The 12,155-nt window shown below is 72.2% G+C and carries 10 protein-coding genes and 1 pseudogene; 4 read left to right on the forward strand and 7 right to left on the reverse strand.

The window, feature by feature from the left end; translation table 11 throughout:
* A pseudogene (locus ACFWNV_RS14940) lies at window positions 1–237 on the forward strand (ATP-binding protein); the annotation flags it as partial.
* A gap of 21 nt (window positions 238–258) precedes the next feature.
* On the opposite strand, the gene ACFWNV_RS14945 reads toward ACFWNV_RS14940, so the two are convergent.
* Window positions 259–1,482 (reverse strand): phosphatidylserine/phosphatidylglycerophosphate/cardiolipin synthase family protein, encoded by a 1,224-nt coding sequence (locus ACFWNV_RS14945; RefSeq protein WP_383945955.1) that lies wholly within the window; start codon window positions 1,480–1,482, stop codon window positions 259–261.
* Between the two features lie 145 nt (window positions 1,483–1,627).
* Between ACFWNV_RS14945 and ACFWNV_RS14950 the strand changes: the two genes are divergently transcribed.
* The 3 genes from ACFWNV_RS14950 (at window position 1,628) to ACFWNV_RS14960 (ending at window position 5,394) form a co-directional block, all read left to right on the forward strand.
* Window positions 1,628–3,412: a diacylglycerol kinase family protein gene (locus tag ACFWNV_RS14950; protein WP_383945957.1), complete on the forward strand. Its 1,785-nt coding sequence runs from the start codon at window positions 1,628–1,630 to the stop codon at window positions 3,410–3,412.
* Window positions 3,413–3,523: 111 nt separating this feature from the next.
* Window positions 3,524–4,477, forward strand: a complete 954-nt coding sequence (locus ACFWNV_RS14955; protein WP_383945960.1) for a YihY/virulence factor BrkB family protein — start codon at window positions 3,524–3,526, stop codon at window positions 4,475–4,477.
* Window positions 4,478–4,572: 95 nt separating this feature from the next.
* Window positions 4,573–5,394 carry a phosphatase PAP2 family protein gene (locus tag ACFWNV_RS14960; RefSeq protein ID WP_383945963.1) on the forward strand — a complete coding sequence of 274 codons (822 nt, stop codon included), beginning with the start codon at window positions 4,573–4,575 and terminating at the stop codon, window positions 5,392–5,394.
* 34 nt (window positions 5,395–5,428) lie between these two features.
* Here ACFWNV_RS14960 and ACFWNV_RS14965 read toward each other — a convergent pair whose 3' ends face one another.
* From ACFWNV_RS14965 to ACFWNV_RS14990, 6 genes are all read right to left on the reverse strand, one after another.
* The gene (locus tag ACFWNV_RS14965) at window positions 5,429–6,109 is read right to left on the reverse strand and encodes a response regulator (protein WP_383945966.1); all 681 of its coding nucleotides are present in this window, start codon (window positions 6,107–6,109) and stop codon (window positions 5,429–5,431) included.
* Window positions 6,106–7,317 (reverse strand): sensor histidine kinase, encoded by a 1,212-nt coding sequence (locus ACFWNV_RS14970; RefSeq protein ID WP_383945969.1) that lies wholly within the window; start codon window positions 7,315–7,317, stop codon window positions 6,106–6,108. Before ACFWNV_RS14970 ends, ACFWNV_RS14965 begins: the two co-directional genes overlap by 4 nt.
* 2 nt (window positions 7,318–7,319) lie before the next feature.
* Entirely contained in the window at window positions 7,320–7,844 is a 525-nt protein-coding gene (locus ACFWNV_RS14975; RefSeq protein WP_383945972.1) for a hypothetical protein, read from the reverse strand.
* A gap of 158 nt (window positions 7,845–8,002) precedes the next feature.
* Window positions 8,003–9,610 (reverse strand): phospholipase, encoded by a 1,608-nt coding sequence (locus tag ACFWNV_RS14980; RefSeq protein ID WP_383945974.1) that lies wholly within the window; start codon window positions 9,608–9,610, stop codon window positions 8,003–8,005.
* A 192-nt stretch (window positions 9,611–9,802) separates the two neighbouring features.
* On the reverse strand, window positions 9,803–10,420 hold the full coding sequence (locus tag ACFWNV_RS14985) for a nucleoside/nucleotide kinase family protein (protein WP_383945976.1): 618 nt from the start codon (window positions 10,418–10,420) through the stop codon (window positions 9,803–9,805).
* 62 nt (window positions 10,421–10,482) lie between these two features.
* On the reverse strand, window positions 10,483–11,511 hold the full coding sequence (locus ACFWNV_RS14990; protein ID WP_383945979.1) for a terpene synthase family protein: 1,029 nt from the start codon (window positions 11,509–11,511) through the stop codon (window positions 10,483–10,485).
* Window positions 11,512–12,155 lie beyond the last annotated feature (644 nt).

Consider the following 12,155-nt stretch of genomic DNA (forward strand, 5'->3'; position numbering starts at 1 on the left):
ATACGGAACGCGGGCGGCGTCACCGGCTTCCACGTCCTGTGCCTCCCGGACGCCGTTGCGGTCGAGGTCTCGGACGCCTCCCCGCTGCTGCCCTTCACACCGGGGACACCGGCGTCGACGCCGGGAGGGTTCGGCTGGCTCCTGGTGAACAAACTCGCCCACCGTACGGAGATCCGGACCGGCCGCGACGGAAAGACGATCACCGCCTACCTCCCCCTCGGCGCCCCGCCCGCGTAGCCGTCCGCCCCGGCGAGGGGGTTACAGGTAGCGGCGGATGGGGAGCACGGCCGTCTCCCGGGCGCGCTGCAGGACCGAACGGCGCTTCCAGCGGTCCGGCCGGATCAGTTCGCTGGCCTTGAGGTCCTCGTCGTAGTGCGCATCGAGGACGGCCGTGAACCCGGCGTCCATGACGGCCAGCATGACCTCCTCGTCGTGATCGAGGGACCGGCGGTTGAAGTTCGTGGAGCCGACCAGGGACACCACACCGTCCATGGTCATGACCTTCGCGTGCATCATCGTCGGCTGGTACTGGAAGATGCGCACCCCGCAGGCGACCAGCGCCTCGTAGTGGTGCTGGCCCGCGAGCTGGCACACCCGCTTGTCCGTATGGGGCCCGGGAAGGAGGATCTCGACCTCCACGCCGCGGCGTGCCGTGGCGCACAGCAGGTCGATGAAGTAGGTGTCGGGGGCGAAGTAGGCGGTTGCCAGACGAACCCGTACCTCAGCCGACTCCAGGACCACGCGGATCAGGGTCTGCATGTCCTGCCAGCCGAAACTGGCCGAGCCGCGCACCACCTGCACGATGGCGTCCCCGCTGGGCTCGTGGCTGACGAACCGGTCGCGCTCGTCGAAGAGTTCCGCGTGGCACTCCGCCCAGTTCTGGGCGAAGGCGGCCGCGATGCCGTCGACCGCGGGCCCCTGGACCTCGACATGCGTATCGCGCCACTCGTTGGGGTTGCGGGCGTCACCACACCATTCCTCGGCGATGCCGACGCCTCCGGTGAAGGCCGTCTGCTCGTCGACCACGAGGACCTTGCGGTGGCAGCGGTGGTTCTGCTTGAGGGGCGAGAGGAGGAGCGGTTTCCGGAACCAGGCGACCTCCACTCCGGCGTCGGTCATCCGGTCCAGGAGGTCCTGCTCTATCAGGCGGCTGCCGAAGCCGTCCAGCAGCAGCCTCACCCTCACCCCCGCGCGTGCCCGGTCGGTCAGCGCCTCCGCGAAACGGCGCGCGATGTCGCCCCGCCAGTAGACGAAGGTCATCATGTCGACGGTGTGCCGGGCACCGCCGATCGCCTCCAGCATCGCGGTGAAGATCGCGTCCCCGTTGCGCAGGGGCCGTACGCTGTTGCCCTCGGTCGCGGCGATGCCGAGGAGCCGCTCCAGACGCCGGCGTATGCGGTGGATCCGTTCGTCCGTGAGCCCGCTGTCGCCGCCGCCGGTCGCGGCCGTTGGACCGCTGAGCTGCTGCGTACTGTCAGTCATACCGGCACTCCTCGTTCGGACCAATAGCGCTCAGGACCCTATCCGACGGCTGCGAGGGTTCCGGAGCCCTGCTTCGAAGACACCTCCGGGCCGGTTCGGCCCGCGCCCGGCGCATCATCCGGCCCTGACGGGCCACAAGCGCCTCATGGAAAGAAGTCGCGGTCCCTCGGTGCGCGGTGCGTGGCCGTTGCTCCTCCTCCCCGTCCAGGCCGCCCTCATGGTGGGCCTGGGACGCCTGGTCACCGGGCCGGCGGCCGGAAGCCCGCCGCTGTCGGAAGAAGGATCGGCCGGGCGGGAGCTGGTGGAGCGCCGCGGCGAAGTCGCCAACGCGGTATCGGAGTTCTTCTCCCTGCTCGCGAGCACGCAGGTGGTCGTCGGCGTGACACTGGTCTGCATCGTCGGCCTGCTCGTGCTTCCCCGCCCGCCGCTCCGGACCGAAGCGCTCTTCCTCGGAGCCTCGGTCGCCGTGCAGTCGGCGGTGTTCCTGCTGGTGACCTCCCTCGTCGACCGGCCCCGCCCCGACGTACCCCACCTGGACGTGGCGCCGCCCACGTCGAGCTTCCCCTCCGGACACGTCGGGGCGTCCGTGGCCCTCTACGGGGGCCTCGCCGTCATCGCCGTGCTGCGCATGCGCGGCCCCTGGCGTCACGCCGTGGCGGGGTCACTGCTCCTGATGGCGCCGGCCGTCGCGCTCGCGCGGATGTACCGGGGCATGCACTACCCCAGCGATGTCGTCGGCGGCCTGCTCAACGGCGCGGCGACCCTGCTGATCATCGGGTTCGCGCTCCTGCACGGGCGCGGGTCCGCTCCGGAACCGGCCCGCGCCCAGCGGCCCGTCCCGGCCCCCGCCACCCGCACCGACGTCCCCGCCACTGGCACCGACGGTCCCGTCATCGTGGTGCGCCACCCGCACGGCTGCCCCGAGGAACTCGCCGACCGGCTGGGCGCCGTACTGCGCGGCCACGGTTACCGGGACGTGCACTGGATCCCGACCTCCGCCGAAAGCGCCTGCGGCACCCTGGCCGAGGAACTCCCCGCCGTCCGGCCCGTCCTCGTGGTGGTCTGCGGGGGCGACGGCACCCTGCGCGCCTGCGCCGACGTCCTGGCCGGCACCGGGATCCCGCTGGCCCTGGTGCCCTGCGGCACCGGGAACCTCTTCGCCCGCAACCTCGGCCTCCCGATGGACCCGGTCGCCGCCCTCGAAGGATCACTGGCCGGCCACAGCTTCGGGATCGACGTCGGCCGGGTCCGGGGCGACGGCCTCGCGCAGACGCGGTTCACCGTCATGGCCGGGGCCGGGTTCGACGCCGCCATGGTCCGGGACGCCTCCCCGCGGCTCAAGTCGCGGATGGGCTGGGCCGCGTACGTCCTGTCGGCCGTGCGGCACCTGAACGATCCCGGTGTGCGGCTGACGGTGCGCATCGACGGCGGCCGCCGCCTCCGGCGCCGCGCCCGCATGGTCGTCATCGGGAACGTGGGCACCCTCCAAGGCGGCCTGCCGCTCCTGCCGACGGCGCGGCCGGACAGCGGACGCCTGGAAGTGGTGCTGTTCGACCCGCAGGGCCCGGCCGGATGGTTCACCGCGGCAGGCCACCTCGCAGCGCGCCTCCTGGGCCGCGGCGTGCCGGCGCCCACCGGAGCGGGAGCCGTCACCGGGCCCGGGGGCGGGACGCCGGGGCGCAGCGAAGCCGGGGGAGCGCTGGAGTACTTCACCGCCACCCGGATCGAGGTCCGCTGCGCCGTGCCCCAGCCGCGCGAACTCGACGGCGATGCCGTGCGCGACGGAGTCCGCCTCACCGCGGAAGTCGAGCCGGGCGCCTTGAGGGTGTACCTGCCCCGCGCGCCCGGGGCGCCCGCCGCCGCGGAAGAGGCCGGTGCGTGCACCGACCGGCCCGCACCCCTTCCGTCGGCTCCCGGCCCGACGCCCTGAGGCGAGGCCGTCCGCGTACGGGTTGCGGGCCCTGCGCGCTCGGGGGTCGCGGTGGGTCTGGTTCCGCAGGTTTCGCAGGTTTCGCAGGCTCCACGAGAAGGCAGGAACGCGATGGGCACGGCGCGGCGGGTACCGCAGCAGCACGACGTGAGTGGTGAGGAACTGTCCGCCGACGAGGCGTGGACGGCGCTGCGGCGCTACGGCAGCTGGCGCCTCGCACGCGACTCCTTCGTGCGGTTCCGCTACGCGGACGGCTTCAGCCACGCCCGCGCGCTCGCCCTGCAAACGGTCCTGTCCATCGTCCCGCTGGCCATCGCCGCCGTCGGGCTGTCCGGTGTCCTGCACACCGAGGACGCGGGCCGCGTGGTCGAGCTGACCATCCGCGGGCTCACCAGCGGGCCCGGCCAGGCCGTCGTGGACGATGCGCTCAGCGAAAGCAGACGCCATGCCGGCGACGGCGGCCAGGCGGCGCTGTGGCTGGGCCTGCTGTTCTCACTGGTCAACGTCACCACGAGCCTCTGCCAGGTCGAACGGGGAGCCAACCGCATATACGGCAACGAGCGGGACCGGCCCTTCCTCAAGAAGTACACCCGCGGCCTCGTGATGTCGGCGCTCGCGGGACTCCCCCTGGGACTCAGCTTCATCCTCACCGTGCTCGGCACGCACCTCACCCATGCGCTGGGCGAGGTCTACCGGCTCTCTCCCACCACGGTGCGGGCCTGGGACGTTCTCCGCTGGCCCGTCGGCATCCTGCTCGCCGTCCTCGCCACCAGTGCGATCTTCCGCCTCTCCCCGCGCCGCCGTCAGCCCGGCTACACCTGGCTGGCCTTCGGCGCCGTCGTCCACCTGGTGCTGTGGAACCTGGCGACATGGGCCCTGAGCCTGTACATCGGCGAAAGCAGTTCGTTCACCAGCGTCTACGGGCCCCTCAGCGCGATCGTGTCGTTGCTGCTCTGGTCCTACCTCACCTCGATGGCGCTCTTCCTAGGCCTCTCCTTCGCGGCCCAGCTGGAAGCCGTGAGGGCGGGTGTGCACGAGCCCGTCACGGCCGACCCCGGCGTCTGACACCCCCGTTCTTCCTGCATCCCCCATCCCCATCCCTCCACCCCTTCGACTGGCGGCCGGAGCCCGCAACCGGCCCACGAGAGGAACCCGGCACCATGGCACGGCGCACAGACGGTCCCGCACGAAGCCCCCTACGGAGCCTGCTGAAGAGGCACGCCGGGACGGACGCCACGTTCGGCGCCAGACTCGCACTCGCCGCCGTCGCGACCGCCCTCGCCTCCGTGCCCTTCGCGCTCGCCCTGGTCCTGGTGGAGTCCCAGTGGCCTCCGCTGCACCGGCTGGACCGGGCGACGGCCGAGCGCCTGCACACCGCCGCGCTCGCCCACCCCGACGCGGTGCGCTTCCTGCGCGTCCTCTCGGAAGGGGTGTGGGATCCGGTGACCATGCGCCTGCTGGTGGCCGTGCTCGTGGTGTGGCTGGTGAGCCGGCGGGCCTGGCGGCTCGCGGCCTGGGCCTCCGTCACGGCGGTCGCAGGCGGCCTGATCGGGCTCCTGGTCAAGACCGCCGTCGAGCGGGCGCGCCCGCACCTGCCGGATCCAGTCGCCCACGCGCCCGGGTTCTCCTTCCCCTCCGGACACGCGATGACGGCCACCACCTCGTGCGCCGTCCTGCTGCTGGTCCTGCTGCCCTTGGTGCCGCCCAGGTGGCGCCCACTGCCCTGGGCGCTCGCGCTGCTCACCGTGGCGGGCGTCGGCTACACCCGCGTCGCCCTGGGGGTCCACTGGGTCAGCGACGTCGCCGGCGGCTGGCTCCTGGGGATCGCCGTGGTCACCGCGACGACACTGGCCTTCGAAGCCTGGCGGGCCGATACCGGACGCCGTCCCACGACGGTGACGGAGGGCCTGGAACCGGAGCTCACGGACCCCGACCCCGAAGCGCCCCCGGCACGTCCGGAAGGAGCCCGGGAAACCGGCTGAACCCCCGGCATCCCGGTCCACCCGGTAGACCGGGTCAGGCCAGGCCCGCTTCGATGGCCCGCCGGACGGCCGCCGCCCGGTCCGGGATGCCCGCTTTGGCGAACAGGTTGTTGATGTGGGTCTTCACGGTGGCCTCGCTGACGAAGAGCTTCTCGGCGATTCCCCGGTTGGGCAGGCCCTGGCCGATCAGCGCGAGGACCTCGCGTTCGCGGCGCGTGAGGTCCTCGGGCAGGGCGGAGCCCGGCACGGGGGCCTGCGGGGCCGCGGCCGTGTTCCTGACGGTGGCGAGCAGCCGGTCCTGTACCTCGCGGTCGAGTACGGACTGACCCGCGGCGGCGGCCCGGATGGCGCGGGTGATGTCCTTGCGTCCCGCGTTCTTCGTCAGGTATCCGCGGGCTCCCGCGCCCAGTGCGCCCAGGATCGAGTCGTCGTCGGCGAAGGTGGTGAGCACGACCACCGCCACCTGCGGGTACTGCTCGCCCAGCCGGCGGGTCGTCTCGATCCCGTCCATGACGGGCATCCTGAGGTCCATCAGCACGACGTCCACCGGCCCGGCGGCGACGGCCGCCAGCACCTCCGTCCCGTCGGCGGCGGCCGCCACGACGTCGATGTCCTCGGCGAGGCCCAGTACCGCGGCGAGCGGTTCCCGGACGGCGGCCTGGTCGTCGGCCACGACCACCCTCAACCTGCGACGTTCCTCGGTCGGTTCGCTCATCCCGGGATCAACGCCTCCACATGCCATCCGCCCCGCTCCGGCCCTTCGGTGACCGGGCCGGCGGTGACGGTTCCGTCCAGTAGCGCGACGCGTTCGCGCATTCCGATCAGGCCCATCCCGCTTCCGGGCCCCGCGCTCGCCGGGCGCGTGCCGGGGCCGTTGCGGATCCCCAGTGTCACCGATGCGGCGGCGAAGCCCAGCTCCACCCGGACCGAGCCCCCCGGCGCGTGCCGGGCGGCGTTGGTCAGGGCCTCCTGGGCGATCCGCAGGAGGTTCTGGGTCACTCGGGCGGGGAGTTCGCGGACCGTACCGGTCACGGTGAGGCCGGCCTGGCCGCCCGCGGATCCGACCATCGCGGTCAGGCTCTCCACCAGCGGCAGCGCGTCCTCGCGGAGGGCGTGCACGGTCCACTGGGCCTGCTTCAGGCTCTCCTTGACCAGGGCGTGGGCCTTGGCATTGGCTTCCCGGACCTTCTCCAGGTCGCCGGTGTCGATCAGCGCGTCGGCCAGTTCCAGCTGCATGTTGATCCCGGCCAGCGAGTGTGCCAGTACGTCGTGCACGTCCCGGGCGATCCGGCCGCGTTCGCTCAGCACGGCCGTCCGCGCCTCGGCCCGGGCGGCGCGTTCGGCGGACTCGGACGCCGCGAGCGCCGCCCGTACCGCCTGGCGCTGGCTGCGGTTGAGGATGCCGACCAGCACCGGAGTGCCGGTGGCCAGGCCGAGCAGCCACGGCAGCTGCTGCTGCTCCGGCCCGGTACCGAGGTAGATGGCGCCGGCGCAGAGCGTGCTGCAGAGTCCCGCGAGCGCCAGGGCCCACTTGGTCTCCAGCCGGTATCCGGCGTGGCCGGCCAGGAAGAACGCGAAGAGGTAGGCCGTACCGCTGCTGCTGAGGCCGATCAGGGCGGCCGCGGCGATGACACCGCCGGTCAGCCAGGCGGGGGCGAACCGCTGGGTCGCCGGGTTCTCGGGCAGGCCCCGGGCCAGCAGGGCGGCCACGCTGACCACGAAGAGGACGGCGACGGCCAGCCCCCGGCCGCTGAAGCCCATGGGCCGGATCGTCACGGCTCCGACAACGACGACCGCCAGGGTCAGGGCCCACCGGACCCTCGGGTCCTGTCCCGGAACCGGACGCACCTCCGCCTCCGGGGACGGTGCCGTTCCCGGAGGCGGAGGGGTCTTCGTCGGGGGCATGCGCAGAACATACTGCACGGTCACACCGTACGGTTGAGCACGGGCGCGGGGCGGGCCACCGTGAGGCTGCGGCTCCGGATGAAGATCGTCGCCAGCCGCGTGACCACCTCGGTGAGGGCCATCAGCACGAAGGCCGCCACCCAGGCCTTGTCGCTGGTGATCTGGTGCGCGGCGCTGAACCGGGCGACATCGGCCGCGCCGCCGCCGTGCTCGACCCACAGCTGGAAGCCCATCCGCGCCCCCATGCCCACGACCCACAGGATCGCCGCCACCGCACCGGCCTTGACCAGGACGTGCTCCCCGACCGTACGGACCCGGGTGTAGACGCCGCCCGCGATGCCGAGCGCGGCGCCCACGGCGACCAGGACCGAGATCAGCACCAGGTCGTTGCCGGCGGTGGGGATGGTGTCCAGGTAGGAGTAGGCCACGAAGGCCACGATGCCCAGCGGGATCAGGAAGGACCTGAGGTCGAGGCGGCCTTCCCGGAGCTGGCGGAAGACGATCAGGAGGAGGGCGATGTCGGTGATCCACTCGGTCGTTGTCATGCCCCCAAGCCTGCTGTGAGGCGGCTCCCGACGCCTGGACCCAGGGGTGGAGAGACGGGTGGAGATCGAACGCTTCCGTCCCTCCACCTCCAGCGCGCGGCGAGGGGGGTCGCCGTGGGGCAAGCCCTCGGCCCGGGCCACGCCGTGGAGCGCGGACGTCAGCCCTGGCAGAGGCCGCGGGTGTGGTCGTACGTCGCGGTGGCCTGCGAGTAGCGCCACTGCGGGTCCAGCAGATCGCTCTTCAGCTGCGCGGCCGCGGCCGGGCTCTCGACGACGTAGCCGAAGTCCTGCAGCCAGGAGGGGTAGAGGTTCTTGGAGCCGATGTAGAAGGCGGCGCCGTCGACCGAGACGAGCTTGTGGTGCTGGGCGTACGGCTTGCCGTCGGCCCAGGTCGGCGCGTCGGACGCGCGGAACGTGGCCAGCTGAAGGTTCTCGCACAGGGCCGTCCGCGCCCGGGCGCCGTCACCCGTCAGGGCCGTGACCCGGCCGCGCAGGGCGTCGCTCACCTCGGAGAGCGACTTGATCTGCGAGTAGCCGCCGCTGCCGATCGTGCCGCGGTTGGCCGGATCGCTCACGACGATGCGGACCTTGACCCCGGAGACGAGCTTCGCGGCCAGGGCGTCGTAGAGGCGTACGTCGTAGCGGGGCAGCGGCGGGCAGGTGGCGTGCACGTCCTGCTGGGAGATCTCGATGTGCGAGCTCGCGCTGGAGACGAGGGCCCGCAGGGCGCTCTCCTCCGGGTTGACCGTGTCGTAGTCCCGGTCGGCGTTGGTGTAGTCGTGCAGGCCGATCCCGCACTTGGTGTCGCCGGCCGTCGGCAGCACCGGGCGGAACGGGGAGGCGGGGTCGTTCTGGCGGATGCCCACACCGAGTCCGCCGACGGCGAGCGCGGGCACGTCGCCCCCGCCCTGCGGCGAGGCGGGCCGGGGCAGGGAGGGCATGCAGTCCGCGCCGGGCGAGGCGGCGAACCAGACCGCGCTCCAACTGCTCTTGTTCCGGCAGGTCCAGTCCCAGAGGGAGTCGAGGTAGCGGCCGGCCGAGCCCGCCGCGGGCCCGGAGAGCGCGAGGTCGACGTCGTTCACCGGGTGGGTGGTGTCGAGGTAGTCGTCCTTCCAGCTGTTGATGCCGCCCGTGATGACCGAACTGCCGTCCACCACCACGAGCTTGGAGTGGTTCCAGGAGAAGGCGGTCTTCGAGGTGGTCATCGAGGCCACGTTGAGCGTGATGCTGCCCGCGGCGGCCGGGCCGAGCCGCGCGAGCAGCTCGTCCCGGTAGGACGACGGGATCACCGTGGAGTGGTAGAGGGGTGCGGCGCCCACCAGGATGCGCACCTTCAGCCGGTTGCCCTTACGGGTCGATTCCCTGAGGCCGGCGACGATCGCCTCCTGGTAGCCCCCGTTGGGGAAGGGTGCCAGCGTCGATATGTCCACCGTCTGGCGGGCCTCGGCGATGTCCTGGCGCGTCTTCTCCAGAAGACGGCGCGATCCGGGCCGGTCGGCGCACGTGGCGTCGCCCCAGCAGCCGGGCGTCTGGAGCAGCCAGTCGGCGCCCCCGGGCTCGGACGAGCCGAGCCGGTTGCCGGACGTGCGTTCCCACACCGATCCCTCCAGGCCCGGCGAGACCTGGCGCAAGGTCTGCTCGACCGAGTCCAGGTGTGGTGTGGGAGCGTCCGCGGCGGACGCGGGGGCGGCGGCGCCGAGGAGGGAGAGGGCGAGTGCGAGGGCGGACGTGGAGACGAGGGAGGTCGTCCGGGCGGTACGTGCCACTGTGGTTCCTTGAACGAGGGGTGGGGCGGCGCGGGCCGGGAGCATGGCCGGCCGCGGCCGCAAGCATGATCAACTCGCGCAAGTTACCAGCTGGTACGGGGCGGAGCCGCGACCTCGGGCGAGTTCCGGCCACCCACGGCGAAGCACCCGCTCGTGGGCCACACCCTGTGCCGGAGCGACGTACCCCGATCGTCAGCCGGGGTTGACCACGAGGTCGGCGCGGTGGCGGCCGCGGGCGACGAGGAGGGCGTTGGGTTCGTCCGAGCGGGCGACCCAGGCGCGGGCCGACTCCGGGTCCTTGCCGTGGCGGACGTGCCGGTCGACGAGGCGCCGCACGCGCAGGCTCTCGTCGGGCGCCACATACCAGGCCTGGTCCAGGAGCGACCTCACGGGGGCCCATTCCGGCGCCTCGTGCAGCAGGTAGTTCCCCTCGGTGATCACCAGGGGCACGCCCGGGCCGACGGCGATGCTGCCCGCGATCGGCTCCTCCAGCGAGCGGTCGAAGGCCGGTGCGTAGACGGTGCGTTCCCCGGGTGCCCGCAGCCTGCGGAGCAGGCAGAGGTATCCGGCACTGTCGAATGTGTCCGGGGCTCCCTTGCGCTGGGCCCGCCCGAGCCTGTCCAGCTCGCCCTGCGCGAGGTGGAACCCGTCCATGGGCACCACCACGGCACGCTCCGGCCCGAGCGCGTCCGCGATCAGCGCCGCCAGGGTCGACTTGCCCGCGCCGGGGGGCCCGGCGATGCCGAGGATCCGCCGGGCGCCCCGATCGGACAGTCCGGCCGCCCTCGCGATCAACTCCGATGTCTGCACCCGGCCATCCTGCCCGAGCACCGGGGGCGGAGGAGCCCGTCGGGAGGCGGCCCCATGACCGGTTACGGCCGTCCGGATCCTCCTCCGGTCACCTGAAGTTCCCCGCCGGTGAACACGCCCTCGAATCCGTCCCCGTGGAATCGTGCCGAAGTCTGGTGGTAGCGCAGGTTCCCCGCGCTCATGTCCTCGAGGCGGTCGCAGTACTCGTCGGCTCCCGGTGTGAGGGCCCAGCGCGCTCGGAGCGCGACGAACCGGCGTTCCGTCTCCTCTATCGTCTCGACGAGCCTGTTCAGGGCTTCCTGTATGCCCAGGCCGTACACGTGCTGCAGCACCGAGACGGCCTGGACGTGCGCCTTCTTTCCGTTCCTGTCGTCCCATTCCTTCCGGAACGAGTACAGGTCGTTCACGAGGCAGCAGTGATGTGCGGTCAGCCGCTCGAGTTGCGCCCGCTCGGCCGATTCCCATTCCTCCGCGGAAAGGCTCCGCTCCAGCAACGCGGGAAGGGTCGCGGTGAACAGCGGGACGCCGAAGTTGACGTGCCGGTACTCCAGGTACTCTCCCCAGCCCATGCGGGGCGAGCGGATCACCTGGTCCTCCTGGTGCTGGGCCTGCGCCATGTAGGCGATGCGCCGCAGGAAGTACCGGGCCAGCGGCTCCGGGAGGGTCTCGGCGATCGTCATGGCCGCCGTCAGGTTGATGCGGGGCAGTCCGTCCCCCCAGTCACCGGCGGCGAACACGTCGTCGGCGTGCGACTGCCGGAAGAGCAGCGTGACCGTGCGTTCCCACAGCCGTTCGGCGCTGCCGGCGCCGCTCGTCTCGTACAGTGCCTCCTGCTTGTTCTCCATGACCGTGTACAGCGCGTTGAAGCGGCACCAGCGGGTCAGCAGGTCGGGGCCCACGTCGGGGAAGCACAGCGCCGCCCACGTCGTGTAGTTGTCGGCGTGCACCGGTGCAGGCACCCGCGGATCGTCGCTGAACAGCCCGAAGGCCCACGCATTGGCGTCGGCGTCCATCTCGGCGGAGTGGTGTGGGTTGATGCGCCAGCGAAAGCCGGTCCGCACCGGGGGAATGGTGAAGGTCTGGGTTCTCATGGCCCTCATTCTCGACGCTGATCTCCACCCGAAAGCTTCCCTGCGGGGCGCACCGGCAGTCGTCGTGACGAGCCCGGAGGCGAGGCCTCCGGGCTCGTCACAAGGTGCGGTACGGGTCAGTCGGTCAAGTACGCGCGCAGGACGGTGACTTCGGACTTGTTGCCCGCGGTGTCCACCACCGTGCCGCGCAGGGAGGCGTGGCCGCCCGCCGGCGGGGTCTGCGTGGTGACCGCCCCGTCCTGGACCGGCAGGGTCTGCCAGGTGTAGCCGTCGTCGTAGGAGACGGACACCGTCAGGGACTTCAGCCCCTTGCCGGCCGCCGGGCCCTGGACGGTGACGGGGACCCGGAGCGGGTGGCCCGCGTTGACGGTCCCGTCCAGACGTGTCGGAGGTGCGAACCGGACGACGGAGGCGGGGATTTGGGCCGGGGTGCCGGTCGGGGTGGTGCCGGAGCGGAACCACCAGGTCGCGGTCACCTTGGACGAGGTGCGGCTGACGGTCTCGGACTGGGTGGAGGAGGCCACCAGCTTGTAGGAGGCCTCACCGGAGGCGACGGCGAAGGGCTTGGCGTCGCGGAGTTCGGCATCCTGGTTCCCGACGACGACCCCGTTGCGGTAGAGCACGGTCCTGCCCTTGGCGTGGAA

It is taken from the genome of Streptomyces sp. NPDC058401 (assembly GCF_042722885.1).
In the GTDB taxonomy this organism is placed as follows: Bacteria; Actinomycetota; Actinomycetes; order Streptomycetales; family Streptomycetaceae; genus Streptomyces.

Excerpts from the sequence above, each read along its gene's own strand:
- ACFWNV_RS14945 (WP_383945955.1), bottom strand. The coding sequence starts at position 1,482 with ATGACTGACAGTACGCAGCAGCTCAGCGGTCCAACGGCCGCGACCGGC.
- ACFWNV_RS14955 (WP_383945960.1), top strand. The coding sequence starts at position 3,524 with ATGGGCACGGCGCGGCGGGTACCGCAGCAGCACGACGTGAGTGGTGAG.
- ACFWNV_RS14965 (WP_383945966.1), bottom strand. The coding sequence starts at position 6,109 with ATGAGCGAACCGACCGAGGAACGTCGCAGGTTGAGGGTGGTCGTGGCC.
- ACFWNV_RS14950 (WP_383945957.1), top strand. The coding sequence starts at position 1,628 with ATGGAAAGAAGTCGCGGTCCCTCGGTGCGCGGTGCGTGGCCGTTGCTC.
- ACFWNV_RS14975 (WP_383945972.1), bottom strand. The coding sequence starts at position 7,844 with ATGACAACGACCGAGTGGATCACCGACATCGCCCTCCTCCTGATCGTC.
- ACFWNV_RS14990 (WP_383945979.1), bottom strand. The coding sequence starts at position 11,511 with ATGAGAACCCAGACCTTCACCATTCCCCCGGTGCGGACCGGCTTTCGC.
- ACFWNV_RS14960 (WP_383945963.1), top strand. The coding sequence starts at position 4,573 with ATGGCACGGCGCACAGACGGTCCCGCACGAAGCCCCCTACGGAGCCTG.